Below are 26955 nucleotides of genomic sequence, written 5' to 3' on the forward strand. Positions count from 1 at the left end.
GACTTGTTATTTTCATTATTTGTTAATTATGGGGGCTTGGATTGATCAACCCGCGCTGGGTGAGAATGCCAGCGGCTGACAACAAGCTAATTACCACTCAGCTTTTTGAAGCACGGGTTACGGCTGCGGTTAAGCCGCCATACATGGCTTGATGTCGCTCCCTCATACGACAGAGGAATTCCAATGACTTTGCATGTCATTTACTTCATGCGCAGCATCAATCCCGACACACTGGCGGGGCTTCAACATGCCACGCTCTCAGCATTGAAAGAAGGTGCTACCGAGCTTGTTATTCTCATATCGAGTGATGGTGGAAACACGGACCAAGGGTTTGCTGCGTACCATTTTCTACGATCCCTTTCCATTCCCGTTACGATGCACTGCATTGGAAATATTGAGTCTATGGCCGTTGTCATGTTCTTGGCTGGAACCAAACGGCTTATCGTTCCTCACGGCAAGGTCAAAGTTCATCCAATGAACTGGAGTTTCACCGCGGGGGCTGTCGACCATGCCCGGCTTGCTGAGTGCGTTGCAAGTCTTGACTTCGATGCTAAGCGCTATGCAGACATCTTTGAGGAGCGCACCAATGGAGCACGCAAGATCCTACGTGTCCGTTCTCATCTCGAGGGTAAGGCAAAATTATTGGGGGCGGCTGCCTCCGTAGAAGCTGGGATAGCTACTGGAGTTGAGGATGCTTCAATTCCTGCAACGGCACCTTACTGGTGGGTATAGCCCTGTAGGGCGGGTTGGGTTTATCAACCCGCGCTCAGCCATGCCGCCAATTACACGTCACCTACTTGATTACGGCTCCTCAGCTTATTAGCAGCCCTGAATCGAGGTTGCGCCTGCGCTAACCCGCCATACAAGGGCTTTTTAGTGCTTTTGGCACGTTGATCTCGGAGCGGGAATCCCCCGCGAAGTATTTGATTTCTGCTTCGCCAATAAAGTAAGCAAAGAAGGCGACCCCGGCCAGCACGAAACCCCTCACTGCGGATAATCGGCTCGGCGAAAAAGGCTGCGCGCTCGCTGCCTCGCTACCCCCTTTCCGAAACCCCGAGCCGCTTATTCCTCGCTTCGGCGTGCTTCAAGGGGATTCTTAAGCCCCGTGCGATGAGCTAATAAATTAACTGGCTTAACGTTTTCGCAATAAAAACCCCGATTAATTAATACATTAAACTGACAAATTTCTGGCATTTACCTCAATGCTTGGGTGTAGTATGGTGTCATAAATTGGCTTGCCCCTTGCAATCTGTGGGCGTGTATCTTTGCGCTTACTTGGAGAAAATGATGAATATCGTTGAAAAGCAAGTTGTGATTGCCGCTGCACCTGAAACGATTTTTCGTATTTACCAGGATGTTGATAATTGGAAGGGGTGGGATCCGGATACGAAAGCTTCTTCATTAAAAGAGGGCTTAACGCTGGGCTCTAAGGGCAGTTTAACGCCTGCCAAGGGCAATACGGTGCCTATGGAAGTGACCGCCGTTGAGCTAAACCGTAACTTTACGGTTACCAGCAAGACCTTCCTGTATCGAATGGATTTTGATCACGAGCTGGAGGCTGTGGAGGGCGGCACCAGGGTTGTGCATCGGGTGACGTTTGCCGGGCTGCTGAAACCCCTCTTAATCAGAATGCTTGCCCCGCTGGTGGATAAGGGTCTGCCCATTACCCTGCAAAGACTTAAAGCACAGGCAGAAGGCGCTCAGGCTGTGAATATTTAATTGGGTATTCTTAATGGTATAAATGCGGAGATTAAAAAAGGCGATGCCGGTATTGAGCTAATATCGCCTTTTCATATAAATTAATTAGCCATTTTCTGCAGTTTGAGTTTTATCTTTGGCAGACCAAATACGGTAACGTAATTCCACGCCTTCAGGGACATAAACCACCATGGGCAATTTATCGTTATAGCGGTGCAGCTCTTCTGAATAAACGCTGACAAAAGCTTGTTTTTTAGGCGCATTCGGAGGGCACGCCATCATGGTGCTGATGCCTGGCTCAATTTGTGGCAGTACCCAATAATCATATCCCCAGCCCTGTGCGGTTTCCTTTTTTAATTGCCCGCCCAAATTCCTGGTATTGCAATCCACCTCCATCATCTTGCCCGGCAATAATTGCACGCGGTAAAGCTCCGGGTTTTTTACTTTCGGCAGTTGAATCACTTTGCGCACAAAGCCTGCTTCTGGCGCAGGAAAGGGTTTCATAGGATCCGGGCTGGCGGCAAAGGTACTTGCGCAGGTGATGGCGGTAAGGATAGCTAGTTTAATTTTCATTTAATCTTCCTTAAAAGTGAATTGATGCAATCTTTATGGCAAGAGCCGCAGCATATTGATAAGGCATCATATGGATGATCAGCATTAAAGAGTAGCAACTATTTACAGAAAGTTAATGATATTTATCACAATTTTTTTTCCAATAAAATGGAATATAGATTTGTGAGGCCTGTAATTTTAATCAATGGCTGATTTTTTATTTAATTAATATTATTTAATAAGTTTTATAGCTATTTCTTTCTGCACGCATTCTTTGCGTGATCCACCCGCTGTATCCACTTTAAAGCCACAGGCTTTGGCGATGATATAGCCTTTGCCTTCCGGGTTATTGCTTAAAAATGAATTAACCGAAGTTGGCACGCCAGACAGAGAGATATTGTCTTTGTCTTTTTCCCATTTCAGGGTTGCTCTCGTGTTTTTTTCCGGGTTTAGTGTAAAAAACAAATCGGTATCATCACCGCTGACCAGTGCATCTTTGCTGAGGTATAGGTTTAACGTGGCAATGTCGGTGGATTTAGCATCCCATTCCACGCTGAAAAAACCATCATTAATCGGGGTAATGCCGCTGGCGTCTTTTACCCCGGCCAGTACGCGCAGATTATGGATGGCGGGCACGGTATCTACGGCAACAATATTGATGCCATCGCTATTTACGGTGACATCCCCTCCGCCGCAAGCCACTAAAAGCGAGCAGAGGGCGCTGATCAGTAAGATGGATTTCATGGGCGTTTGTCCGGGTTAGGCTCTGATGTGGGCAATATACAGAGGCAATCTCTTGGCATATGTAATGAATTATTTTTTCATCCAGCCATCCCAGGCGGGCGGCTCGCTCATTTGGGCGGGTAAAAAGTCGATAAAGCTGCGGATTTTAGCGGAGAGGTGGCGGTGGCTGGGGTAGACGGCGTAAAGCGCCAGCTCCGGGGCGGTGTAATCGGGCAGCAGGATTTCCAGCGCGCCACTGGCTAAATCTTCACCAATTAAAAAGCTTGGCTCGCAAATAATGCCTTCACCGGCAAGGGCCGCGCGGCGCAACAGATCGCCATTATTGGCTCTGAAATGCCCGGCTACTTTTATCGTGATATCGCCATCCGGCCCGCTAAAATCCCACTCGCCCCGGCGATTGCCATGGGTGTAAATCAGGCAGTTATGGTTGGCTAAATCGGCAGGGGTGAGCGGCCTGCCGTGCCGGGCCAGATAGCCGGGCGCTGCTGCGGTAACAATACGAATGGTCGCTAAACGCCTTGCCACCAGCGTATCGCTGATCTGGCCTGAGATGCGCAGTGCCAGATCAAAGCCTTCTTCAACCAGATCAACACTGCGGTCTGTCAGCTCAACTTCTACGATTACATCGGGATGGGCCTGTTGGTAAGCCGAAATCAGCGGGGAGAGGTGCAGCTGGCCAAAAGACACCGGTACATTAATCCGCAGCAGGCCAAAGGGCCGCTGGCCTTCCTGCCCCAGCTCCGATTCGGCCTCTGCCACATCGCCTAAAATCTGCAAACACCGCGCATGGTAAACGCGGCCTGCCTCGGTGAGGCTAAGCTTGCGGGTGCTGCGCTGCAAGAGGCGGGTATTTAAATGGCTTTCCAGTTCCGCCACTAAACGCGACACAGCACTTGTCGAGATATCCAGCTGATCGGCTGCTTTTACAAAGCTCCCCGCGTCAACTACACGGGTGAAGACTTGCATGGCGGTGAGTTTGTCCATAATGGTGGGCTCGTGTTGGGCGGGATGAGGCCCGCCGTAATCAAACTCAAAAAGATCTTTTGATCTACGGTATTTAACCAGCTCAATCCAGTAATGAGATGCTAGAAAACGGCGGGTTTTACCCATCCTACGTAATTTCATCCTCAAATAATTATCCCATATTAAGGGATAATTATTTGAGGATATCTGTATTTATCCCTCAACCGGCAATCGTCATACTGCACTCCATCGATGCCAAACACATGGCGCAAACCACTGGAGATTCAAAATGATTGATAACAAAACCGCCCCATACGCAGCCCTTTTTCTTCGCACGGCTCTGGCCATTATGTTTCTGGCACACGGCTTAACCAAGGTGTTTGTGTTTACTTTGCCCGGCACGGCACAGTTTTTTGCTTCGGTTGGCTTTCCGGGCTGGATGGCTTATCCGGTGGCGGGGGCTGAGGTGTTTGGTGGCTTGTTTCTGCTGCTGGGTCTTTACCCTCGTTTAGTGGCAGCTGCATTGTTGCCGGTATTGATTGGTGCAAGCACGGTTCACTTTGCTAATGGCTGGTCGTTTGGCAATGCTAATGGCGGCTGGGAATACCCGGTATTCTTGATTGCTGCGGCCCTGGTGCAAGTATTGATGGGCGACGGTGCATTTGCTCTGAAACGCTCACCTCGTTTTGCGGATTAAGATTTAAACCCAAATCTTGAACCACAGAGAATGCTGAAAATACAGAGTTTCACGGAGAAAATCGATTCTCTGTGCGCTCTGTGTCTGCAGATTTCAGGTTCTTAAAATATCGAACACCAAGGAATTCATCATGTTTCCCAGTTTTTATATTTCTCATGGCTCTCCCATGCTGGCTTTGGATGCTGGGAAAACGGGTCTTGCCTGGCAGGCTTTGGTGGCGGATTTGCCTAAGCCTAAGGCGATTTTGATGGTGTCGGCACATTGGGGCTCTTTGCAGCCTGCGGTGGGTGCGGCCAGCCAGCCTGAAACGATTCACGATTTTGGCGGCTTTCCTGCGGCGCTGTTTGATTTGCAATACCCGGCACCCGGCGCGCCGTGGCTGGCAGAAAAAGTGGCCGCTGTATTAGAGGCAGCAGGTTTGCCGGTGGCGGTTCACCCCAGCCGGGGCTTGGATCATGGCGCCTGGGTGCCGCTCAGGGTGATGTATCCGGATGCCGGTGTACCGGTGGTGCAATTGTCGATTCAGCCAAGGCAAGGCCCTGAGCATCATTACCGCTTAGGGCAGGCTTTGGCAGGTTTGCAGCAGGAAGGCGTGATGATTATCGGCTCGGGCAGCCTGACGCATAATCTGTACGAGGTAATGGGCGATATTACTGAGGGCGATCCGCGTGTGCCGGCATACGTGCCCGCATTTCAGGCATGGATGAATGAAAAGCTGCTGGCAAACGATATCAAGGCTCTGCTCGATTACCGCCGTCAGGCACCGGAAGCCAGCCGTGCCCATCCAACTGATGAGCATCTATTGCCTATTTTTGTGGTGATGGGCGCTGCTCAGGGGGAGAAAGTAGAGCGCAGCCATAGTGGAATCACTGGCGGGGTGTTGGCGATGGATGTGTATCGCTGGCAGGATTAAATATGCTTCAGCTTAAAGCTGAGTAAGCAAAATATTGAACCACAGATCTTACTGAGAGCACAGCGTTTCACAGAGAAAATCAATGATTTGATGGTTTTCTCTGTGGCTCTTTGTGTTCTCGTTTTACTCTGTGGTTCAACGTTTAGCGATGTATCAAGGCTAAGAATCTTACTTCTGCAACTGTTTAGTCCATTCCTGCAACGCCACCATTTGTGCCGCTACATTTTTGCTGATGGTTTCATCAATTACATTGCCATTGGCATCAAAGCCGCCCGCAAAGGCGTTGGCAAAGACTTCGGGTTTTGCCAGCGGGTGCAGGTTTACAAATACGCAAACCTGGCGCAAATGATATTGCGAGCGGGAAGAGCCCATGCCACCTGCCGCGCCTAAAATCGCCACAGGCTTGCCGTTCAGTGCTTTGTTATCAGCTTCGCGCGATGCCCAGTCGATGACGTTTTTAAGGGCAGGGGCCAAGGAGTAGTTGTATTCAGGGCAGGCTAATACCAGCGCATCGGCCGCTGCAATTTTAGCCAGCAGCTCTGTCAGTACCGCAGGGCGATCGCCTGCTGCGATATCGCCGTTATAAAAAGGAATCGCCGAGATATCGACGATTTCTAATTCCATACCCGCAGGTAAATTGGCTTTGGCACAACGCAGCAGGCCACTGTTTGTTGATGCTTTACGCAGGCTGCCAGAGATTCCGATTGCTTTGATAGTCATCTTTAATATCCCTTAGTGAATGATGCGGTGCGCCAACAGTTTGTGTTGCTGCCCGCACATAGAGTGATACGCCGCAGCAATCAAATGCGCAAGCGGGTATGGCCAGATTATATGTGCGATTGATTACAACTAATCCGAAAACGTGCCTGGGCTTGAGTAAGCTGTAAGTGCTTAAGCCGCTTGCAGGCTGACATTATTCAGCACCTGATCTGCCGCCGGGTATGCAGTATTCATATAAATTTTTACAAAAGAATGCCCCAGTGTGTCTTGTGCGGGCTGAAAGCCAATGCTGATATTAGATGGCAGTGCGTTTTTTATCATCCTCAGCCCGTTAATCACCTGATCCCAGGATGAGGTGATATAGCTGGAGCCTGGCAACAGATATTGTGCCGGGCTGGCCACTCCCACGCTGCTGATTTTGCCCTGCGCGCTGCGCGGGCCGGAAACCAGCATATTTTGTTCGGCATTGGCGTAGAGATTGCCTTGTGAATGCGCAACCAGTACCAGCTTGCGCCCTTCGGCCAGATACTGGCGGTACATTTTCAAATGCTCAGGCAGCTCGGGCATTGAGCTGGTGCTGAGGCTGTTCAGATATTTATCGTAAATATCCTGGCTCATCCAGCCCGCCTGGGTGGTGCCGCCATCAAGCATGCGCCAGAAGTCTTTGACGTTTTGCGTTTCATGTTTTTTTTGCTGGAATACCTGCCACATATCGCTAAAAAAACCATTGCTGGCGTTATAGGCATTGCCATAGACAAAGTCTTTATCCAGTTTTTTGGCCTTCATATTGGCTTTAAGCACCAGCATGCTGGCAACAGAATCATCAAAAGTGTTTTGAATACCATTTACAAAAACCACGGCAGCGGGCGCGGCAAAGGCCGGGCTGGCTATTAAAGTGGCAAGCAGGATAAGGCGTTTCAGCATGGTTAGCTCCTGTTTTGTGTAGGGGTAAAGCGTGGTTTCAGTTGCTTAAACTGGCAGGCTGGAAATTGCAGGGCTGATTGCCAGGATCAGCAAAATACTGGCCGGCTGCCAGTGTCTGAAAGCGTAAATAGGCCTCGGTACGCTGGGGTGTACCCAGCATTTCGGCGCGGGTTTTGAGCAGCTCGTCATACATGGCGTGTGCTGTTTTGCCCGTTTTTTGCGTGACGTCCTCGCTCATCAGGCAGGCAATGCCACGGGCAATTTTCTCCCCCGCCAGCTTGGCTTGCTCCGGGGTGGATACCTCATAAATGGCGCTGCTCCAGCCTTGGGCCAGCTGGGTAAAGGCGAGCTGGCTGACCTGGGATGTGGCGTAATGCTGCCTGATATAAGCATTAACCTCATCGGGTACGCCATCGTGATTTTGGTCAGTATCTTTTACAGCTTCTGCTGATCCGGCTGTGGATGCTGCACTGAGCCAGGGGGCTTTTACACTGATGATGCCGGAGGGGGAAGGCGGGGTTGCTGCGGGGGTGGATTGCGCGTCTGCAGGCCATTGTGAGTAAGCGCTAAGGGCAATCAGGGAGGCTGCGGCAATTAGATAAGGCCATTTCATGGCGATATACCCGGTCAGTTTAAATGTGAATAAAAGCCATTGTTTGATTGCCTCAGGCAAGGGTTTAAGGGCTTGGCATCCGGTGGGGATCAATCCGGGCTTTACCCGGATTGATACGCTCCGCCTTGGGGTAACGAGATCTTGCCGGTGCAGCTCTTAATAGCCCGATCATCGTTAAAATTACTCATATTGAATATAAGCTATTTGATTTACCTGTTGCGTAAGATACACGCAGGTAATTTATAAGCATTATTTTGCTGAAATAAGGGCTCCATCAATGACTTGCGCCTGGTTGGTCACACCCACTTGTAGTACGGGTGTGCTGCCCGAGCTGATTTTATCTATGCCCTTGGAAATCACTTCGCCAGGCGAGGTGGATGCGTTAATGCCTGCAGATACCGAATACTCCCGGCCGCTGAGCTGATGCGTTTCTACATGGCCAATTGCCGCTTTGCCTGCGGCGGATTCTGCTTTAGCGCCGGTTAAAACCGATTTACCACCAACATCCAGCGTTACACCCTGCTTGCCGCTGATGCCTGATTCGGTTTTTACAAAATCGCTGGCGCTGTGTTTAATGGCTAAATCAAGCGATGGGGTGATCGATGAGCCTTCTTTATCATGGCCAAGCAGCGCTTCTTTTATGCCATTACCTGCTTTACGCGCCAGACCATCCACCTTGCCACCCTCTGATGGCCCGCTGGTCAGCTGCTCCGGCAGGGCAACACTGCCGCCGTCTTTGGCCGAAAAGCTAACACCCTGGGTGGTATCGGTTTTCAGGCCTTTGTTAAAGGCAAAGCTTTCATACTTGTCTGCTACTTTATCGGCGGCCTTATTGACTGCACCGGTGGCTTTGCCTTTTACGGTATCGCCCAGCCCGCCTAATTTATCGGCAACCAGGCCATTTTCACCCTGATGTTTTTCGGCATTCAGGCTAAGGCTGATATCTGCCTTGGTGCTGTGATCGCGATCTTGCTGGCTGCTGACGATTAAATCTCCGCCCACTTTGCCGCTCACCACATCAGCCTTGATATTGCCGCCCTGAATACTCACATCTTTGCCGCTGTTGAGGCTGACCTTGCCTGCTTCAATATTGGCATTCTGGTGTTGCAAGATATCTTGCTTATCCACGCCCACCGCTACTTTAGCGTTAAAGCCATAGGTGTCTTTGCCTTCATCCACCTTGCCATTGCTGTCTTTATTAAAGGATTGGCCTGCTTTTGCGCCACCGCCAATGGCCAGATTCCAGTTATTCACTTCTTTGCCGGATTGGGCAGATTGAATGCTGATGCCACCATGGGCAGCATCCAGCGCCACGTTTTCTGCTTTAACTTGCGTGCCTGTCAGGCTCACCGCATCTTTGGCCGCCGCACCTGCGCTGATCACTACATTGCCCTTGCTGTTAATGCTGCCTGCGGTCTGGCTATGGGCTGATTCATTGACCTTGCCAATATTAAAATCAGCAGTAAAGTTCACATTGCCGGATGATTTCCCGCTGCTTTCGCTTGAGCCGCCGCCAGCGCTGATATTGCCGCCAATCGCAGAGCCAGTTTTGCTGCTGCTATTGCTGCCCGCCTGAAAATCCACTTTACCGGCGGCTTGCAGCATGACATCGCCTGCGGCAGTTTGCTTGCCAATCTGCGTGCCTTGCAGAGTCAAATCTTTACCCGATTTAATCTCTGTGCCGCCCTTGCCATCCAGGCTGCCAACTACAGCCGTACCGGATTTACTTTCGCTGCTGTTGATTTGCCCGCCCACACCCGCGCCGCCGCCGGCTGATTTGCTCACATTTACATTGAGCCTGGCATTGCCAGCCACGCTGTTGCTGCTGGCGCTCTGGCTGTTATTCGCCTGATCAAAGCGGATATCGCCACCGGCATGGATGACGGTTTTGCCTTCGCCTGCATTGATCTGGCTACCCTGATAGCTGGCCGTATCCTGCACATTAATATTGATGCCTTGTTTGGCATTGATGCTGCCGGTAACGGCATCGGACTGGCTGGAGGCGGTGGTTTGATTGCCGCCTTTGCCGCTGGCATTCACATTTACATCTTTGCCGGTTTCGGTATAAACCCGTGCATCTGCCTGGCCCTGCACCGTTTTTTGTGTGGACGATTGTGTATTGGCTGCGGCGCTTAAATCATGGCTGCCCGCCTGAATATGAACGGCAGCATCTGCCTTGTATTGCGTGGCCTGATCGCTCAGTGCGCCCTTGGTATTGATGCTGATATCTTTGCCGCTGATCTGGCTGACAATCGCCTTGCTGCTGTCGCTGCTGCCCTGACCATTGCCCGCTTTAACCTGCACATCGACCCCCACATTGGGCGCGCCAACTTTTCCTGCCACAGAGGCAATGGCAAGGGTATCGCTTACTTTGCCAGTGATCAGCCCATTAACAGCTTTTTCAACCGGGCGGGTCACTTTGCTGTAATCCACATTGGCACCGATATCCACACTCCAGTTGCTGCTCTTGGTATCGGTATGGCTGGTATTGGTGGCGGCTTTGTTATCAATGCTGCCGGCTTTCAGTGCAACATTGCCGCCCGCTGCCAGCTGTGTGCCTTCATTACTGATCTTGCCTGCATTGATATTTAAATCGCCCGCTGTTTTTACCGAAGAGGTGTTGGCGGCAGATTTATTGCTATCGGTTTGCTGGCTGCTCTGGCCCACTTCATAGCCGCTGCCTGCTTTATCAATGCCGCCGGTGTAGTAAAAACCACCGCCCGTGACAGTGCTGCTGGTGCTGGATTTTTCTGTATCTTGCGAAGCGGTAATAGCCACATTTTTGCCGCTGATATCTGCATTGCCTTGGGTGGTTTCAAGGGCAGAGCCTTTAATGGCCACATCATTGCCAGCATTTACGCTGATATTGCCGCCACTGATGGCTGAGCCGGTGTTGCTGGTTTTTTCGATATCGGTTTTGGTTTCGGTGTGCTCAATGCGTACGCCAGCCCGGTATTGCTTATCGCTTTGTTCTTTGGCGTAGCCGTTCACTTCCAGCTTGGTTTCTGTGCCCTTGCTGGTTTCGGTATTTGCGGCGCTGCTGATATCAATATTGCCTTTGGCCGCAAGGCTGAGCTGGTCTTTTGCCTTGATATTGCTGCCAATCACCGCGATATCCTGGGCAGAAACAATGTTTAAATCTGCATCGGATTGCAAAGCAGATGCCAGATTGGTTTCAACGCTGCTTTTAGTTTGATTAGAGCTGCTGGTGATATTAAACACCGTGCCATTACGCTGATCGATGCTGGTTTTGCTTAAATCACGTGCGCTGTCAATGATGACGCCGCCTGCGGTGGCCTGAGCATAAGCGCCCTGGCTGGCTTTTACTGTGCTGCCATTTACGCGTATGCCTTGCCCGCCAATCAGGCTGAGTTTGCCTGCGCTATTAATATTGGAGCGCACATTAATGCTTTGATCTGTGCCATTGTTTTTTTCGCCCCCGCCGCCAATCCCGCCCCAGTATTTTTGCTGGTTTTGAGTCTGGCTGCTGCTGGCAATGGCTTGTGTGGCGATATTAAGCGTGCCTTTGGCGGCAATCTGGCTGTCTGCTCCGGCATTAATCTGTGCGCCTGTGGCATCGATATTGCCTGCTGCATTAATGATCAGCGATTTACCGCTTTGCAATGCCGTGCTCACCAGGCGCCCGGTGCTGCTGCTGTTATCCCATGAGCCGGTTTGCAGGCTGGCACCATCGTTTTTACGATTGCCCTTATCCGATTGGCTATCCCGCTCTGTTAAACCAGCCAGCGCAATATTGCCGCTGGCAGCCAGCTCTAACTGGTTTGCGGCTTGAATGCTGCTGCCTTTCAGATTCAGATCACCTGCGGTAGCGCTGATCTGAACATCATTCCGGGCCTTAATCCGCGTGCCAATTTGCTGCTCTGTGCTGCTGGATTCAGCCTTGTTATACGCCCAGGAGTTTTTCCATTCATTACTGCTGCTGCTTTCGCTATTGCTGAGCAGCTGGCCATCCAAATTAACCCTGGCTGCACTGAGATTCAGGTTATTGCTGTCGATATCAGTCGCTGCAAGCGTTGCGGTATTGCTGGCCTTGATCCGGACCTCTCCGCCCTGAATGCTGCTGCGCTCAATACTACTTTTGCTGCTGGCGGATTTTTTATCGGTTTCGCCGGTTTTCCAGATAAACCAGCTTTCATCATGGCTTTGGTCTTGCGTGTTTTTAGTACTGATTTTGCCGCTGCTTTCAATATCCTGGGCTTGCAGTGCAATGGTCCCGCCTTTGAGCTGAGCCGCGTTAAGCGCCAGCTTGCCCGCACTTTCAATATTAAGCGCTTCCTGCCCCTGAACCTGGCCTGTGATATTGACCCCGGCACCCGCTGCGGTGCTGATCAGATTAACCCGACCCGCCTGAATGGCACCAAGGTAATAGCTGTCTAAAGAGCCGTTTGCGGTTGGGGCGGTGGTGCTGCTCAGCATTTTTCCGCTGATGCTGTCCACAGAATGATCGAAAGGCACGCTGTTAAAGCCAGCCACTGCATTGACGGCATTTTTAGCCTGCACATTGCCACGTACATCAATACGCGGAGCAATTAAATCCAATACCTTTTCGCCATACGCGCCGCCGGTTTTTACCTGCAAAAGATTATTATTTTTTGCGGCTTCCAATGACTGGATCTGGCCATTTTGCACATTGGCATTACCCACTAATAATGAAGCGCGGGGGGTATTGATAAAGCCGCAGCCATCGCAGCTAATGCCATTGGGATTGGCCAATACATAATCGGCAGCCATACCAAAGATTTCTTGCTTGCCTAATAGCAAGGATGGATTGCGGCTGACCACTTCATTTAAAATGACTTTAGCGGCCTGATTGCCCAATTGGCTGTTGGCATTAAGCTGCCCCGCCAATTGTGATTGCCCGGCAATTGTTGAGTTATTTAAAACAGCCCCGGCTGTGCCTACATTAAAGTCTTTAAATTGGTTATGCGATAAACCGCTTGCGCCGGGAGCAACAATATTCACCACCGCTGCGCCATTATTTGCAGTGCTGATTTGCGCCTGCTTAGCGGCATCGCCCCCGGCTACAATCCCGTTGGCTGATACATTCTCTGTCAGCACAAAGGCCATAATGAGTGCGGCAGAAATTTTGCCGCTGATTGATAGATTAAAGTTCATTATTCGTGCCTCTTGAGTTTGTTGAGCAGAGTGCTGATCACCACATGGTTTATCGCAAAAAAATTGTTTTGAAAGTGCTATTAGCAAAGGCTAATACAGCCCTGCAGGGCTTGCCTAATAGGGTATTCACACTAAAAGTCATTTTTTTTTGAAAACAGGCAAAATATGGGGTGATTAAGACTCATTGTTCTTTGCAAACGCTTAGTCGCCGCAAATTTATGCTTCTTGCAGATGTACTTTGTGAATATTGCAGATTGGCTTTTGAGGGGAGGAATTAGATTGATTTAAGGGCGAGTGCCAAAAAGCTGTGTAGGGTGGGCACGTGTGGGACTAAAAACTTGCCCACCCTATCTTTGAGAGAAAAGCCGCTTTAAAACTGCCAGCTTAATCTGGCAATCATCTGGCCTTCTTCATATTTAAATTCATCGGGCATATAAAGTGCCCGGTTGTATTCCAAATCAATATTTATATCCTGCATATTCAGGCTTAAACCCAGCGTCATCCCGGCTAGGTTTTGATAGCCAAGGTTGGTTTGTAAAACCCGCCCGGCATCGATGCCGATTCTTGGGCTTAAATAAGCATCCGCCACAGGCAGGCGGGCAGACAGGGTATTACGCCAATACCAGCCTGTATCGCCAGATAAAGAATTACGTTTAAAGCCATGTATTGCCGACTGGCTGGCCAGCTCTAATTGCTCGATAGCGGGCAGGCGATCACGGCTGCCTTGCCAGTTCCAGCTGCTTTGCAGGCTGAGGGCTTGCTCAGCAATTGCAAAATTGCGATAGAGCCTGATGCCTAACTTGGCCTTGGTGAATTCTGGCGTGGGCCAGTCTGCGATGGGCCGCTCCTGATCTGCACCAAACCAGGTGAGGCCTTTTTCCAGCGATGCATCCAGCACCCAGATGCCGCTGTCGCTGATCAGCATCTGGTTAAAACCCAGCTCCAGCACGGTGAGCTTGGGGCTGCTGATATCCAGCCAGGCATCTGCAAAATAATTATCCGAACGCTTATGGCTGAGCTGCACACTGGCCGTGCTGGTGCCATGCTGGCTGCGGGCCAGCACGCGATCCAGCCGCACGCCGCTCTGGCTGGATTCGCCCGACAGCTCAATGGTGTTGATATTTAACTGCTGAGTATTTAAATAGCGGGATTCACTGGCAAAAGCGCTGAGTGTCCAGTAGCCATAGGGCAGGGAGTAAAACAAAGAGCTGCTGCGGCTATAGCGGGTATTGGGATTATCAGTGGTGCTTTGGGTAGATACGCTGATGAAATCAGACGCCGCAAATGGGCTGTCCCATGATGCATTGATGCCTGCAATCCACTCGCCGGTTGATTCCTGTCCGCCATTATTCATTGATATCCCGCCATGCCAGGCTTGGGATTCAGGATTCCGCAGCAGCAGAACCGAGCCGCCCTGAGCCTCCCCTGGCAGAATATCGGCTGTGGCATGGTTGGATTGCAAGCGATTAGCCTGATCCAGCCCCTGATCAATATCTTTGATATTCAGCGGCTGCCCGATCACATCCGGAAACAAAGTGGCCGTGTTCAGGCGGCGGTCGGTGCTTTGGATGGCTTCAACATGGCCTTCTACGGCCTTGAGCGTTAATACTCCGTCCGCATCTGGCCCGGATGCCAAAATGCGCGCGGCAATATAGCCTTTTTGCACATAAAGTGTGGTGAGCGCCTGAATAAAACGATTGATGTCCTGATTGCTCAGGCATTCGGCATCGGGCCGCTCCAGCGCATTCACCTCTGCATGGCTTAGCAGTGAAATGCCTGCCAGCTTCAGCCCTTTGATGGCAAGGCAGTCAAATTCCTGCATGGCGGAGGCGGGAGGCGCTGGCAGGGGGCTGTCGTCATTTTTAAGCTGACGCATGCGGTGATCATTCACAATGCTGCGAAACCGATCAGCGTTTTCCTGCATCATGCGGCGGGAATGATCTTCCATCGATTGTTGCATCACGGGCGGGGCTGGCTTGGTATCTGCAGCTGTGCCTGCCATGCTAAAGCCAGCAAGCAGGGCAGATAAAAGAGTGCGTTGAGTATTCGTCAATATGGGCTCTTTGCTGATTGATTCGTTTTCCTTTTTTAAATTAGGCAAGTTGTAAATGAATGTCTGTACTTCATAGTGCTTAGTGGAAGATGCCAGGTGTTGCGTATTGCATGGCAAAAGAGGGGATGGGGTTTTAATCAGAGGGAGTGTGAAATGCTGCGCAGTATCGGTCTGGTTTGAGGGCTAAACCTGAATGTTTTTATTGGGAACCCCTGTTGAGTAAGGGATTCCCAGCGGCGCGGAAATGAAAAATCAGGCCTGCCTATGGCGCGATATGGTTTTTATATAATTTATTGTATTCAGATTCACCAAAGTATTTAATATATTCCTGCGTGGCAAAGGCATCCATGGTGCCGGAGATATAATCGGTAATCAGGCGGGTTCTGTTTTCCTTGCCCACGCGGTAGCGTAATTCGGCGGGGAATAATTGCAAGTCCGGGTTGTATTGCTCATCAGAATAAACCTGAAACAAGCCGCGAATAATATTTTCACCGCGTTTTTCATATTGCAGAATGCTTTTCTTTTTAAGAATCATTTTAGACAGAACATTCTTCAGGCCTGCTGCCAGCTTGGCGTGGTGCAGATAGCCAATTTCCTCAACGCCATTATTGTTTACCACGGCAATATCTTTGCATAGTGTGTTGATAATGGTGGATGTCAGTTCTTTAATAAAGATGTAAGAGAATTCTTCTGAGGTGCGCATTAAATAAGCGTCGCCGGCTTCTTTCTGGCAGGATTCAATAATCTCTTTAAAGGTGTCATAAGCATCGCTGTATTTCTCGCTGATTTTAAAAGCGTAAAGCAGCTCGCCCATATCCACCATATCGGCATTAATGGCGTCTTCCAAATCATGCGCAGCATAGGCGATTTCGTCGGCAATATCCATGATTTGCGCGTCTATGCTTTTGGTGTCGGTAATATTGTGTTTATCTAATTGTTCTTTTAAAAAAATGTAATTGTCATCGTAAAGAAATTTATTCGGGTTTTCTGCCGAGGTATGAAAGTATTTAATCGTGCCCCAAATCGTGCGCAGGGTTAAATTCAGGCCAGAGTAATGAATACTCTTGGTTTCTAAATTGTGCACAATTCTGAATGCCTGAGCATTGCCTTCATAGCCGCCAACATCTTTTGCCAGCAAATGTAAAACCCGCTCGCCATGGTGGCCAAATGGCGGGTTGCCAATATCATGGATCAGCGCGCAGGTTTCGGTAACGGCCGGGTGCTTCAGGCCTAAATCCATGGCAATGCTGCGGGCGATCTGGGCCACTTCTAAGCTGTGTGTCAGGCGGTTGCGGCTAAATTTAGTGTTATTTACGCTGAGCAGCTGCATCTTGCCTTGCAGGCGGCGAAAAGATGAACAATACAAAACGCGGGCGTAATCGCGCATATAGTTATCGCGGTCCCGGCCACCCATGCTTTTTTCGGCGTGGAAACGGTAAGCTAATTTTTCTGCTTCATTCTCTTTATGCTGAGCAAATTCCAGTGTTTCGGCTGAGTACATGGGGTTCCTGTTTTTAATCCTTTGTGAGGCATTCACAGCATCAGGTGATCTGCACTGGAGAGGGCAAATGCCCGGCTACGCCAACAGCATTTATCCATTCAGAATGATGCGTTTTAAAATACTTTTATCTTGCAACAATGTGTTAATAAAATCCATCAGTAAATGATGACTCAGGCCGGGGGATTCCAGGTCACTATCATCAAACCAATCTTCTGTTGCTTCTAAATGCGGGCCAATGACGCCCACTTTACCGTGGCCATACTTATTAATTAATGCTGCGCCATTGCCGGTTTTTGTATATATAGCCCAAATATCAGCATTGGGAAGGTGTTTTAAATTAAATGCCGGGCCGGATTGAAAATAAACGGATAGTTTTTTATTTTTCCATTTTATTCTTTCAACTTTAGAATCAGGATCTTCCTGTTCTTCATCAACCGTGGTGGGCAATAAGCTGAAAGAGTTAATGGTGTCTTTATCAACAATATGCCGGCCAGCCAGATACCCGCCAGAGCATATTCCTAAATATTTACCACCATTAAATACAAAACTTTTTAAATTTTTTATTTCATTTTTACTTAGCGCGTTGATGACTTCACTTGCATCATCGCTGCCGCCCGGCTGTACATACATGGCTGTTTTTTCAAAGTTTTTTTTAGTAAGCTGGCCGGGCTTTATATATTGAGTATTAAAACCGGCTTTTTTTAATAAGCTGCTAATGGCTTCCGGGCACCCCTGGCAAGTGCCTGGGCCGTTATAGATAAGTATTTTTTTTGCTTTCGGGGATTGCGCCATTGCACCTGCTGAAATGGCCGCTGTAATCATAAGAATGAATAAATTTATTTTATGCACAATTAAATCCCTGCCATTGGCAATTCTTACTAAGCATATTAAAAATCAGTGGTTTTTTTTACTTCGGTCTGAATCAGTCACGCAGCCTACTGCAGAAGCGTGACACTGTCATTGGTGAAATTTGGCGTTTTTTGCAGGCGGTGCAGCTTGGCCCTGTGTACCTTTATCTGTGCCTGCCTGTGTCTTTGTTTCAGTGGCGTTCCACCGTATAAAGTGGCTTTTGCTGATTGGATTTGTGCCATGTCTGCCAAGCCTGTTAAAGCCATACCCATACAATTTTATCCGCGCCTGACTAAGGGGCGGTTTAATAATTGGCGGGTGCTGATGATCATCATTACCCAGCTTATTTTCTTTGGCCTGCCCTGGTTTAACTGGCAGGGGCAGCAGGCGGTGTGGTTTGATCTGGCGCGGCAGCAGTTTTTTGTGTTTGGTTTTAATTTTTGGCCGCAGGATTTTATCTATTTAATGGCGCTGATGATGGCGGGGGCATTTGCGCTATTTTTCTGGAGTACGCTTTCCGGGCGCATCTGGTGTGGTTATGCCTGCCCGCAAACGGTGTATTCCACCATTATGCTGTGGATAGATCGCCTGACCGAGGGCAGCCATATGCAGCGGGCCAAGCTGGATGCCGCGCCGTGGTCGGCAGAAAAAGTGCTGCGTAAATCAGCCAAGCATGCGCTGATGCTGCTGTTTTGCTTTTGGACCGGCTTTAGTTTTGTTGGTTATTTCAGCCCGATCCGTGAGATGGCGGGCGCTTTGCCTGCGCTGGCGTTTGGGCCAATCGAATGGCTATGGATTTTTAGCTACGGCAGCTTTACCTATGTGCTGGCGGGCTTACTGCGCGAGCAGGTGTGTAAGCATATGTGCCCCTACGCACGCTTCCAAAGTGCGATGTTTGATCAGCAAACCCTGGTGGTGGCTTACGATGCAGTGCGCGGAGAGCCGCGTGGCACTCAGCATAAAGCCGCCGCGCCGCAGGGAGATTGCGTGAACTGTAATATCTGCGTGCAGGTTTGCCCGGTGGGTATTGATATCCGTAAGGGCCTGCAATACGAGTGCATAGGTTGCGCCGCCTGTATTGATGCCTGTGATGTGGTGATGGATAAAATCGAAAAACCACGCGGCCTGATTCGCTTTAGCAATGAGCAAAATATGCACAAGCCCGGCGCGGTGAGTTTGGGCTGGCAGCATCTGCTGCGCCCTAAGGCGGCACTTTATGGCCTGGCTGTGGTGCTGGTATTGGGGCTGACCAGCCTGTCGCTGCTGCAGCGCCAGCCGCTCAAATTAGATATTGCCAGAGACAGAAATATCCTTGCGCGTGAAACGGACAGAGGCTGGCTGGAAAACAGCTATACCCTGCAACTGGGCAACAGCTCGGCCACCGAGCAGCATTTAGAGCTGAGTGTTGAAGGCTTGCCTGGTGTAGAAATCTATAGCGACGAGCCTGTGATTGCCCTGCCCGCAGGCAGCAACCGGCAGGTTACGGTAAGGCTGGAAGTCGCCCAATCCAGCGGCAGCGTGCCTATCGTCTTCACCGCCAAAAGCCGCAACTACCCCGCGTGGAAAGTCAGCGCACCAAGCAGTTTTCTGGCCTTACATTGAAGCTGAATTTACCAATGCTTTACACTATGGCAGAGCGGCCTGTCAGGCCGCAATCCAGCCCTGAGTGTATGAGTAAATTTCAGCAATTAATCGACTTCTTTACCCTTGCCATCGACAGGGGGGATTACCAGCTTGGCGATAAGCTGCCTTCCTTGCGCTCGGTTTGCCAAACGCACCAGGTCAGCATGACCACCGCCAAAAAAGCCTTTTATGAGCTGGAGCGGCTGGCTTATGCAGAGGCCGAGCCGCGTGCGGCGTTTAGGGTGATTGTGGCGGGGCAGGGCAAGAAGGTGGATGCGCTGGCCGCTGGCGAGTTCGATCCGCTCTGCCTGTTAGAAAACGTTGCTGCGCCCTGGGGCTCGCCCTTTATCAATGCCGGGCTGCTCGATACCCGTGCCCTGAATCGTGAATTAATGCGGGCCATGGCGTCTTATCCGCAGGCACTGAATCATCAGCCCATGCTGGGGCTAGATCAGCTGCGCCGCCAGATTGCCCGTATGTATCACAGCGAAGGCGTGCATTTGCATTGGGAAAACCTGATCGTGACCTGTGGCGGTATGGAAGCCTTATCGCTGGCGATTCAAGCCGTAGTGCAAGGCATTAGTAAGCCCTGCCTTGCCGTAGTCACGCCTGCGTTCCCCGGTGTGCTTAGCCTGATTCGCCAGCTGGGGATCAGCGTGATCGAAGTCGCTTCCGAGCCTGATTTAGATTTGCCCGCGCTTGGGGCGCTCTTGCAAGAGCAAGCCATCACCGCCTTGCTGGTGATGCCCAATTTTCAGCACCCCAGCGGGCGCTGTATGCCCGAGGCAGATAAACAGGCGCTGCTCGACTTAGCCTATCAATACCAGTTGGCGATTATCGAAGACGACACTTACCGCGCTTTGCACTTTGCCGATAAAGCCCCGCTGCCACTTAAAGCTTACGACAGGCTGGGCCTGGTGCTGCATTGCTGCTCATTCAGCAAAACCATCGCCCCCGGTTATCGGGTCGGCTGGATAGAGCCGGGCCGCTGGAGCGATCGCATCCGCGCCCTTAAATTTTGCAGCTCACTCAGCTCGCCACTCCCCAGTCAACTGGCGCTGGCCGCCTTACTCGCGGGCGATTTACACAGCCGCAGCATTGCCAAATTACGCACTGAATTACAAAAACGCACTGAAGCCATGCGCACCGACATCCTCGCCTGCTTTCCCGCTGGCACCCATGTAGAAATCCCCGCCGGCGGTTACCTGCTCTGGATCACCCTGCCACAAGCCATCGACCTGAGCACCTTATTAAAAAAAGCCCTGGTCCAAGGAATCCACTTCGCCCCCGGCTGGCTCTGCTACCCCCAAGGCGGGCCGCTTGCTAACCAGCTCAGGCTGAATGCCAGTTTTTATTCGGGGCAAAGGGAGGTGTTGGGGTGGTTGGGGGAGGAGATGTTGATAGCGTGAAGTTGCTCTATTGTTTGTTAGTACAGGTAGCTTAGGCTAGTGATTTACCAGCCCAAAGTTGTTCTGCTCATTGAAATGTTGGGCTGATAAAACTTTAGCCAAGGCTACTGGGCTAATACTGCCAATTAGAATGAAGGCTCTTAATCATATTTGGAGGAAGAAAACTACCAAGCACAATAAGTTTGCATTCGATATCTGATTCAGCATACATATGAGCAGATCCTTCTAATGCTATTTTCAGATATGGCTTGTTTTCGTTAACTTTATTTGATGGAGTTGTTACCCATTTTCCTTTTTTAAATTGGCGATATTCTGCACAATTGTTATCTGAATCACATGTCCATTTTGGTGCGGCTTTAATTTTATTAAGTTGTTCCATTATTTCTTTTTTTGATTTTTTTGATGAAAATCGCCACTCGTAGTATTCTTCTTTTCCATTTTTGACATAATGGTTTTTTGTGCTTTTGAAATGTTTTTCTGTATAGATAAGAGCAGATATTGGTCCTGTTAATGGAAGCTCCGGCGTAAATCCAGCACGTCGTGTTATTTCACTTATACCTTCGCCAAGCTCCCCTAAATCTTTTGCTACATCGTGAGGGGCTCCAAGCTCGAAAGTTGCAAGGTCGCCGTTAGTAACCAGCTTGGCACCATTTGCTGCATCTGGATTCTTTGCTTAATACTGGCTAAAACTATCGTCACATTTGAGGAAGTTTTGCAGCAGCTCATATTCAGAGGCAATAGCGTGTGCGCTAAGGCTGATTAACAATAATGGGATGAATTTCATTTTTTTATCTTTGGTTTTATGGGGGTAATATGGTTTTAATTAATAATCCGGAAATTTTTCTTAAGTTAAATTTTGATTAGCCCAATACTTTAAAGTTCATAATGGTTTTTAACAGGAAAATATCGGACAAGACTTGTTGATTTATTTAGTTAATTTTTTAAAACTTTTTTTGCAGCTTTAATATAAGTTGATCTGCGGCTTATTGCTTTCCATTTGCCTGGCACATAGCGCATATATCCAAGCCACCTGTTTGTAATCGGGTTACCATGCAGGTATTGAATGATGGTCTCTAAATGTTCTTTATTCCAACCCCAAATATGATCCAGACCAACAGAAGCGGAATAGAAAGGCGGGCCAATCTGAACCACCTCAAAGTAATTCAAATTCTTTTTAGAAAAATGACATTTGTTGCATTTTACTGTGAATGATCTGTCCTCTGCTGTCCGTAGCCACCACCCTTCCGGGGTATCTGAGTAGCCTTCTGAATTGACCGGGTGAGTGCAGGTAATTAACCCCCCACACTTGCACGCCAGTTCAATTAGCGGTGGAATGCGTGGGTGTGAGCAAGGTGCTGGATGTGTGCGTTTACCAAGCATTTTGACCTTTAGCGGAAGAGTAAAGCCCGACCGCGGCAGTTAACGGTTGCGGTTAAATAAGCCGATGATACTGCCCAATTCATTTTTGACCACCCAGCCCAGCCAATTTTGCGTGCCATACGGTGATTTTCATGCTGAAAAAAGTATCATTCCCCGCGAGTTTTGCTTTAATTTTGTTACAGCAGCAGCGGCAAGCTGTGAATGGCACTAAACGCTTTGCGCAAGATTACAAATGCAGCATACAGTGACGAATCGCTAAGGCCGTTTCCCTGAACAGGAGCTTGCACGATTATGTTTTTACCAACAATGCTAAGGGCTGTCGCTATTTCTGCTTTTTTGACTGCCCTGCCTGTATCAGCAGCAGAGACCGCATCACCAGCTACCACGCCGCTTTTAGCGGATAAGGCCAACTTCACGCTGCCATTCTATTTATTTAACGGCCACATCCTGATTGATGGCGCGGTTAATGGCCGTCAGGGAAAGCTGATGTTTGATACGGGCACTGAGTTTCCTTTCTTTTTAAATAATCACTATTTACCCTTGGCAAAAGATCTGAAAATTGGAGAGGGGCGGGCGGCTTCAGGGCAGAAAATGGTGCTTTATAAGCAACAGAGCCCCATTAAAACGATAGATCTTGCCGGGCAGATACAGCTTAATAATCTGACGGCTGTTTTGCATACAGACTGGAGTTTTATTGAGCAGGCCTATACGCCATTTTTTTTAGGCAGCATTGGTCATGGTTTCAATCGGCAGTATCTGTTTGTGATCGATTATGAAGCGCAGACCATCGCATTTCACGCTTTTAATCAGAGCAAAACCCAGCCCGCCAGCGTGATTGATCCCGCCCGCGTTGCTGCCACGCTTGAATTTACCCCAACCGGGGTTGATGGAAAAATGCCGGAAGTCGTGTTGCGAATCGGCAACAAAACCATCAAAGCATCTTTTGATACCGGCAATCTGGGAAGCTTGGAATTAACAGAAGCAATGAAAAATGAGCTTACTGCTGGTGGTGAGTTGATTCTTACACCCAGAACATACACCTGCGGCCAGCGCGAGCCGCATGTGAGCGCCAGCTTGAATGGGCTAAACTACGGCCCCCAAGCATTACAAGATGCCCGCAATCTGACTTTTAAAATTGGCAAAACTAATCAGCTTGGATTGGGCTACCACTTTCTAAAAAATTACATCTCGGTATGGGATTATCAAAACAGCAGACTAACGTTGCTGAGGCCTTAGGGGATGATGCTGTTCTGTGGATTAAGCTCCTCCCCAAACTGGCATCCAAAGTCAGTTTCAGGCAGACTGCCTGTTCTATTCCTGATTCCCCCGAAGTGACCCCAGCGTGAACAAATACAGCCAGATTTTTGCCGATATCGTTGCGGATATTGATAACCAGCGTTTGCAAAAAGGCGAGAAGATTCCTTCAGAATCTGAGCTGATGAATAGCTATGCGGCAAGCCGGGGTACGGTGCGTAAGGCGGTGGATCAGTTGCAGGAGCGTGGCTATGTGCAAAAAATTCACGGCAAGGGCGTGTTTGTTTTAAAGCCGGGCAATATTGAATTTCAGCTCAGCGGTATTGTTAGCTTTAAAGAATCTTACGAGCGCCTGGGGCGGGCGGTGACCACGCAGATTGCTGATTTTCAATTGATCAGCGCAGATAAATCGCAGGCAAAGCTTTTGCAAGTGCCGGAAAAAACCGAGCTGGTGCGTATTAAACGGGTGCGTAATATTGATGGCGAAAATGTGATTCTGGATATTAATTATTTTGTGGCAGGGCTGATTCCCGGCCTTACTCCGCAAATTGCGCAGAATTCGATTTATGAATATATAGAAAAAGTGCTTAAGCTAAATATCTGTTACGCCCAGCGCGTATTTGAAGCTCAGCCCTGTATTGAAGACGATCGCCGTTATCTGGATTTAAATGGTATGGATCATGTGATTGTGGTGAAAAACCACACCCATTTCTACGATGGCCGCCAGTTTGAATACACGGAATCCCGGCACAGGCTGGATAAATTCTTTTTCTCGGATATTGCGCGGCGTTGATTTTCTTGGCGACACAAGAAAGGAAGGCCCATGCGGGGGCTCCCGCTCCTAAATCAATGTGCCGAAGGCACTAAACCTGCTTCATTATCTCCCCCGCTTTGGCAATAGCAATAAAGGCGCGGCAATGCCAAAGGCCAGCGCTAATACAATCATGATGGCTTTTACGCCGTGCACCCCGGCAGCCACTAAAAGGGCCGTGCCGTCTGCTTCTGCCGACATGGTGGCAATGCCTAATAAGGCTTGCACGGATTGATACATCGATTTGCCGGGTATCATGGGAATAGCAGCGCTAATGGCGTAAATCACGCCGGGCTGATTGTGGCGGTCTGCCCACAGCTCGGCCACAATGCCAATTAATAGTGCCGCTAATAGCGTGCCAAATACAATATCACCATCCATGGTTAAAACCAGCTTGCGTACGGCGTGGCCGGATACGGCCAGAATGCCGCACATCCATAGTGCTTTGGGTGGCACATTAAATAATAGTGCAAAGCCTAATGCGGCAGGCGCAGCCCAAAGTTCGATTAACCAAGGTGAAGACATTTAGATTCCTAAGATGCGTAGCGCTAAGCTAATGCCTATGGCAATGCCCAGAACAATAACGGCGCTCATGGTAAATCTGACAATGCCATTTAAATAATTGGCATTGAGCAAATCGGATGCGCCATTAATTAAGGGTACGCCGGGAATTAAGAATAAGACTGAGGCGGCCATTGCGGTATCGGGCGTGCTGGTGAAATCTCTTAATAAGCCGGTGCAAAGCAAGGCCACAAAGCTGGCTACGCTGGCAAATACAAAGGGCTTGAAGTGCTGCAATACCAGTTGAAACCGCACCGCCATTCCCACTGATGCGCCCAGCGTCGTAATTAAAATTGCTGCTGTGTCGCCACCAAATAAAGCTGCAAATGCGCCGCAGGATAAACCCACAAATAAAGTCACCACGCTGCGCGGGTAATGGCCTTTGGCTTGAGCGATTAAATCTAAAGCGGAGTGGGCCGCATCGGCATCAAGCTGGCCTTGCTCTAATGCAAATAGCCAGCCATCTAATGATGTCAATAAAGAAAAGTTTACCCCCATATGCGGCGCTTTTCTAAAGCCCGTTTCCCGCTCGTGCTCCCGCTCTATGGTGGCGCCGATATTGGTGGATGAAATAATCACCTCTACCTGCACCGCGCCCAGCGCCCTGGCCGTGCGCTGAATAATCAGCGAGGTGCGATGCGTGCCCGCCCCGGATTGATGGGCAAGCAGGCCTGCTTTTAAGGCCAGCGTCAGTATATCGGTGAGTGCGTAGATGGCTTTCATAGGCTCCGCGCAGGATCAGGCAAACGTCAACAGAGCTTTCATCATAAAGTAATTACATTGGAATGCTTTATCTACGATCAAGCCAGCCTTAAAACTGGCTTTTTTATGCATAGGCCTGTGGTTTTTTGTATTGGCCCGCTGCGCAGCACGGGGAAGCGAGGTTTTAAGCCATTTCAGTTCTGAAAATACCCGCCAGACCGGGCATTTACCCCGTATTTTTCTACCCATACTGAGTCTTGCTGTGTTTGATTTAGCTTAAAAGTCAGTGAATTTAAGTGTTTAACTGGTACATACGAGTATTGACACTACTCGTCTGTACGAGTTAAATGCGTTCTGTGAATATTACACAAAGAGGCAAACAGATGAGCTATGACTATCGGCAGATTGCACAGCAGATCCTCGATTCAATAGGCGGGGCAGAGAATATCGAGCAGGCGGCGCACTGTATTACGCGGCTGCGGATTGCTTTAAAAGACGAAGGCAAAATCAATCATGAGGCGCTGAAGGTGGTTGATCTGGTGAAAGGCCAGTTCAGCAACGGCGGAGTGTTTCAGATTGTGATTGGCTCGGGTGATGTGGATAGGGTTTACGCGCAGCTGATCGATCTGGCAGGCAGAAGCGCTGCCACCGTGGCGGATGTAAAAGGTAAGGCTGACAACAAGCTCAATCCTTTGCAGCGTTTGGTCAAAATTTTCTCTGATGTGTTTATGCCGATTTTGCCCGCGATTATTGTCGCAGGCCTTTTAATGGGGATAAACAATCTGCTCGGCGCTAAGGATATGTTTATCCCCGGCAAAAGTTTGCTGGATGCGTATCCGGGCTTGAGTGGCCTGTGGCAGCTGGTCAATATGATGGCCAATACTTCCTTTGTGTTTCTGCCTGCCCTGGTGGGCTGGTCGGCAGCCAAACGTTTTGGCGGCAGCGAAGTTTTGGGGATTGTGCTGGGCTTGTTGCTGGTTCACCCTGATTTACTCAATGCTTGGAATTACGGCAAGGCCGCAGCGGGGCTGGATGGCCAGGTGATTCCTTACTTCGATATTCTGGGCCTGTTTAAGATTGAGCGCGTGGGTTATCAGGGGCAGATCTTGCCTATTCTGGCGGCAACCTGGGTGATGAGTCAGGTAGAAATCTGGCTGAAAGCGCGCGTACCCAATGCGATTCAGCTGCTGGTCGTGCCGATTACCACCATTGTGATCAGCGGCGTGCTGGCGCTGGCGGTGATAGGGCCAGTGGCGCGTGGCCTTGGCGTGTTGATTACCCAAGGCTTGGTGCATATTTTTGAAGTGGCCCCCGTGCTGGGCGCGGCGATTTTTGGTGCGCTGTATGCGCCGCTGGTGATTACCGGCATGCACCATATGTTTATTGCGGTGGATTTGCAGCTGATTACCAGCCACGGCGGCACCTTTATCTGGCCGATTATTGCGCTATCCAATATTGCGCAAGGCAGTGCGGCTTTGGCGATGTTCTGCATTGCAAAAAGCGCCACCGAAAAAAGCATGGCATCAACCTCGGCCATTTCTGCGTTCTCCGGCATTACCGAGCCAGCCATGTTTGGGGTGAATCTGCGCTTTAAATATCCTTTCTACGCCGCATTAATTGGCTCCGCCTGCGCTTCGGTGTTGATTACCCTAAACCATGTTTTAGCTTCCGCGATTGGCGTGGGTGGTTTACCCGCGTTTATCTCGATTGTGCCGGTGCATATTCCTATGTTTCTGCTGGGCACCTTAGTCGCCGTCATTGTGCCGTTTTGTCTGACTTGGCTGTTTGCCAGGCGTATGGCGTGGAAAGCTGAGCCGGTGCTGGCTCAGCAATCTGTGTAGATATCCGGAGC

23 protein-coding genes are annotated in these 26955 nt (G+C 49.7%); 9 read left to right on the plus strand and 14 right to left on the minus strand.

Going from position 1 to position 26955, the window contains the following annotated elements:
* The first annotated feature begins 183 nt into the window (after window positions 1-183).
* Both HA050_RS18385 and HA050_RS18390 read left to right on the plus strand, forming a co-directional pair.
* On the plus strand, window positions 184-732 hold the full coding sequence (locus HA050_RS18385; protein ID WP_166829431.1) for an ATP-dependent Clp protease proteolytic subunit: 549 nt from the start codon (window positions 184-186) through the stop codon (window positions 730-732).
* Between the two features lie 555 nt (window positions 733-1287).
* Complete coding sequence (locus tag HA050_RS18390) at window positions 1288-1719, plus strand: SRPBCC family protein (protein ID WP_166829434.1); 432 nt, start codon at window positions 1288-1290, stop codon at window positions 1717-1719.
* 84 nt (window positions 1720-1803) lie between these two features.
* Here HA050_RS18390 and eco read toward each other — a convergent pair whose 3' ends face one another.
* From eco to HA050_RS18405, 3 genes are all read right to left on the minus strand, one after another.
* A complete protein-coding gene (gene eco / locus HA050_RS18395; protein ID WP_166829436.1) occupies window positions 1804-2271 on the minus strand; it encodes a serine protease inhibitor ecotin in 468 nt (155 codons plus the stop codon).
* A 210-nt stretch (window positions 2272-2481) separates the two neighbouring features.
* Window positions 2482-2994 carry a hypothetical protein gene (locus HA050_RS18400; protein WP_166829439.1) on the minus strand — a complete coding sequence of 171 codons (513 nt, stop codon included), beginning with the start codon at window positions 2992-2994 and terminating at the stop codon, window positions 2482-2484.
* Between the two features lie 69 nt (window positions 2995-3063).
* Complete coding sequence (locus tag HA050_RS18405) at window positions 3064-4119, minus strand: LysR family transcriptional regulator (protein ID WP_240929160.1); 1056 nt, start codon at window positions 4117-4119, stop codon at window positions 3064-3066.
* A gap of 127 nt (window positions 4120-4246) precedes the next feature.
* Here HA050_RS18405 and HA050_RS18410 point away from each other — a divergent pair, with 127 nt between their 5' ends.
* Both HA050_RS18410 and HA050_RS18415 read left to right on the plus strand, forming a co-directional pair.
* Window positions 4247-4654, plus strand: a complete 408-nt coding sequence (locus HA050_RS18410; protein WP_099400025.1) for a DoxX family protein — start codon at window positions 4247-4249, stop codon at window positions 4652-4654.
* A gap of 130 nt (window positions 4655-4784) precedes the next feature.
* Window positions 4785-5567, plus strand: coding sequence for a DODA-type extradiol aromatic ring-opening family dioxygenase (locus tag HA050_RS18415; protein WP_166829442.1), 783 nt, complete (start codon window positions 4785-4787; stop codon window positions 5565-5567).
* 168 nt (window positions 5568-5735) lie between these two features.
* Here HA050_RS18415 and HA050_RS18420 read toward each other — a convergent pair whose 3' ends face one another.
* The 7 genes from HA050_RS18420 to HA050_RS18450 form a co-directional block, all read right to left on the minus strand.
* Window positions 5736-6287, minus strand: a complete 552-nt coding sequence (locus tag HA050_RS18420; RefSeq protein WP_166829445.1) for an NADPH-dependent FMN reductase — start codon at window positions 6285-6287, stop codon at window positions 5736-5738.
* Between the two features lie 171 nt (window positions 6288-6458).
* Complete coding sequence (locus HA050_RS18425) at window positions 6459-7211, minus strand: hypothetical protein (RefSeq protein ID WP_166829448.1); 753 nt, start codon at window positions 7209-7211, stop codon at window positions 6459-6461.
* A 37-nt stretch (window positions 7212-7248) separates the two neighbouring features.
* Window positions 7249-7824 (minus strand): hypothetical protein, encoded by a 576-nt coding sequence (locus HA050_RS18430; protein WP_166829451.1) that lies wholly within the window; start codon window positions 7822-7824, stop codon window positions 7249-7251.
* 249 nt (window positions 7825-8073) lie between these two features.
* Window positions 8074-12960, minus strand: a complete 4887-nt coding sequence (locus HA050_RS18435) for a hemagglutinin repeat-containing protein (RefSeq protein ID WP_166829454.1) — start codon at window positions 12958-12960, stop codon at window positions 8074-8076.
* Window positions 12961-13330: 370 nt separating this feature from the next.
* Window positions 13331-15013: a ShlB/FhaC/HecB family hemolysin secretion/activation protein gene (locus HA050_RS18440; protein WP_166829458.1), complete on the minus strand. Its 1683-nt coding sequence runs from the start codon at window positions 15011-15013 to the stop codon at window positions 13331-13333.
* A gap of 262 nt (window positions 15014-15275) precedes the next feature.
* Window positions 15276-16514, minus strand: coding sequence for a deoxyguanosinetriphosphate triphosphohydrolase family protein (locus HA050_RS18445; protein WP_166829462.1), 1239 nt, complete (start codon window positions 16512-16514; stop codon window positions 15276-15278).
* Window positions 16515-16604: 90 nt separating this feature from the next.
* Complete coding sequence (locus tag HA050_RS18450; protein WP_166829465.1) at window positions 16605-17306, minus strand: BPL-N domain-containing protein; 702 nt, start codon at window positions 17304-17306, stop codon at window positions 16605-16607.
* Between the two features lie 297 nt (window positions 17307-17603).
* On the opposite strand from HA050_RS18450, the gene ccoG reads away from it, so the two are divergent.
* On the plus strand, window positions 17604-18965 hold the full coding sequence (gene ccoG, locus HA050_RS18455) for a cytochrome c oxidase accessory protein CcoG (RefSeq protein WP_166829468.1): 1362 nt from the start codon (window positions 17604-17606) through the stop codon (window positions 18963-18965).
* Between the two features lie 68 nt (window positions 18966-19033).
* Complete coding sequence (locus HA050_RS18460) at window positions 19034-20395, plus strand: aminotransferase-like domain-containing protein (RefSeq protein WP_166829471.1); 1362 nt, start codon at window positions 19034-19036, stop codon at window positions 20393-20395.
* A gap of 112 nt (window positions 20396-20507) precedes the next feature.
* Here HA050_RS18460 and HA050_RS18465 read toward each other — a convergent pair whose 3' ends face one another.
* Together HA050_RS18465 and HA050_RS18470 are read right to left on the minus strand one after the other, a co-directional pair.
* Window positions 20508-20774, minus strand: a complete 267-nt coding sequence (locus HA050_RS18465; protein WP_166829474.1) for a hypothetical protein — start codon at window positions 20772-20774, stop codon at window positions 20508-20510.
* A 554-nt stretch (window positions 20775-21328) separates the two neighbouring features.
* The gene (locus HA050_RS18470; RefSeq protein ID WP_166829477.1) at window positions 21329-21775 is read right to left on the minus strand and encodes a hypothetical protein; all 447 of its coding nucleotides are present in this window, start codon (window positions 21773-21775) and stop codon (window positions 21329-21331) included.
* Between the two features lie 291 nt (window positions 21776-22066).
* Between HA050_RS18470 and HA050_RS18475 the strand changes: the two genes are divergently transcribed.
* Together HA050_RS18475 and treR are read left to right on the plus strand one after the other, a co-directional pair.
* Window positions 22067-23011 (plus strand): hypothetical protein, encoded by a 945-nt coding sequence (locus tag HA050_RS18475; RefSeq protein ID WP_166829480.1) that lies wholly within the window; start codon window positions 22067-22069, stop codon window positions 23009-23011.
* 106 nt (window positions 23012-23117) lie between these two features.
* Complete coding sequence (treR, locus tag HA050_RS18480) at window positions 23118-23822, plus strand: trehalose operon repressor (RefSeq protein ID WP_166829483.1); 705 nt, start codon at window positions 23118-23120, stop codon at window positions 23820-23822.
* A gap of 84 nt (window positions 23823-23906) precedes the next feature.
* On the opposite strand, the gene HA050_RS18485 is transcribed toward treR, so the two are convergent.
* Both HA050_RS18485 and HA050_RS18490 read right to left on the minus strand, forming a co-directional pair.
* Window positions 23907-24365, minus strand: a complete 459-nt coding sequence (locus HA050_RS18485) for a threonine/serine exporter family protein (RefSeq protein ID WP_166829485.1) — start codon at window positions 24363-24365, stop codon at window positions 23907-23909.
* Window positions 24366-25124 carry a threonine/serine exporter family protein gene (locus tag HA050_RS18490; RefSeq protein WP_166829488.1) on the minus strand — a complete coding sequence of 253 codons (759 nt, stop codon included), beginning with the start codon at window positions 25122-25124 and terminating at the stop codon, window positions 24366-24368.
* 362 nt (window positions 25125-25486) lie between these two features.
* On the opposite strand from HA050_RS18490, the gene treP reads away from it, so the two are divergent.
* Complete coding sequence (treP, locus tag HA050_RS18495) at window positions 25487-26944, plus strand: PTS system trehalose-specific EIIBC component (RefSeq protein ID WP_166829491.1); 1458 nt, start codon at window positions 25487-25489, stop codon at window positions 26942-26944.
* The last annotated feature ends 11 nt before the right edge of the window (window positions 26945-26955 follow it).

The sequence above is a fragment of the Iodobacter violaceini genome, assembly GCF_011601265.1.
In the GTDB taxonomy this organism is placed as follows: Bacteria; Pseudomonadota; Gammaproteobacteria; order Burkholderiales; family Chitinibacteraceae; genus Iodobacter; species Iodobacter violaceini.

Coding starts and splice junctions, on each gene's coding strand:
- HA050_RS18385 (WP_166829431.1), top strand. CDS start 184: ATGACTTTGCATGTCATTTACTTCATGCGCAGCATCAATCCCGACACA.
- HA050_RS18390 (WP_166829434.1), top strand. CDS start 1,288: ATGAATATCGTTGAAAAGCAAGTTGTGATTGCCGCTGCACCTGAAACG.
- eco (WP_166829436.1), bottom strand. CDS start 2,271: ATGAAAATTAAACTAGCTATCCTTACCGCCATCACCTGCGCAAGTACC.
- HA050_RS18400 (WP_166829439.1), bottom strand. CDS start 2,994: ATGAAATCCATCTTACTGATCAGCGCCCTCTGCTCGCTTTTAGTGGCT.
- HA050_RS18405 (WP_240929160.1), bottom strand. CDS start 4,119: ATGAAATTACGTAGGATGGGTAAAACCCGCCGTTTTCTAGCATCTCAT.
- HA050_RS18410 (WP_099400025.1), top strand. CDS start 4,247: ATGATTGATAACAAAACCGCCCCATACGCAGCCCTTTTTCTTCGCACG.
- HA050_RS18415 (WP_166829442.1), top strand. CDS start 4,785: ATGTTTCCCAGTTTTTATATTTCTCATGGCTCTCCCATGCTGGCTTTG.
- HA050_RS18420 (WP_166829445.1), bottom strand. CDS start 6,287: ATGACTATCAAAGCAATCGGAATCTCTGGCAGCCTGCGTAAAGCATCA.
- HA050_RS18425 (WP_166829448.1), bottom strand. CDS start 7,211: ATGCTGAAACGCCTTATCCTGCTTGCCACTTTAATAGCCAGCCCGGCC.
- HA050_RS18430 (WP_166829451.1), bottom strand. CDS start 7,824: ATGAAATGGCCTTATCTAATTGCCGCAGCCTCCCTGATTGCCCTTAGC.
- HA050_RS18435 (WP_166829454.1), bottom strand. CDS start 12,960: ATGAACTTTAATCTATCAATCAGCGGCAAAATTTCTGCCGCACTCATT.
- HA050_RS18445 (WP_166829462.1), bottom strand. CDS start 16,514: ATGTACTCAGCCGAAACACTGGAATTTGCTCAGCATAAAGAGAATGAA.
- HA050_RS18450 (WP_166829465.1), bottom strand. CDS start 17,306: ATGGCGCAATCCCCGAAAGCAAAAAAAATACTTATCTATAACGGCCCA.
- ccoG (WP_166829468.1), top strand. CDS start 17,604: ATGTCTGCCAAGCCTGTTAAAGCCATACCCATACAATTTTATCCGCGC.
- HA050_RS18460 (WP_166829471.1), top strand. CDS start 19,034: ATGAGTAAATTTCAGCAATTAATCGACTTCTTTACCCTTGCCATCGAC.
- HA050_RS18465 (WP_166829474.1), bottom strand. CDS start 20,774: ATGGAACAACTTAATAAAATTAAAGCCGCACCAAAATGGACATGTGAT.
- HA050_RS18470 (WP_166829477.1), bottom strand. CDS start 21,775: ATGCTTGGTAAACGCACACATCCAGCACCTTGCTCACACCCACGCATT.
- HA050_RS18475 (WP_166829480.1), top strand. CDS start 22,067: ATGTTTTTACCAACAATGCTAAGGGCTGTCGCTATTTCTGCTTTTTTG.
- HA050_RS18485 (WP_166829485.1), bottom strand. CDS start 24,365: ATGTCTTCACCTTGGTTAATCGAACTTTGGGCTGCGCCTGCCGCATTA.
- HA050_RS18490 (WP_166829488.1), bottom strand. CDS start 25,124: ATGAAAGCCATCTACGCACTCACCGATATACTGACGCTGGCCTTAAAA.
- treP (WP_166829491.1), top strand. CDS start 25,487: ATGAGCTATGACTATCGGCAGATTGCACAGCAGATCCTCGATTCAATA.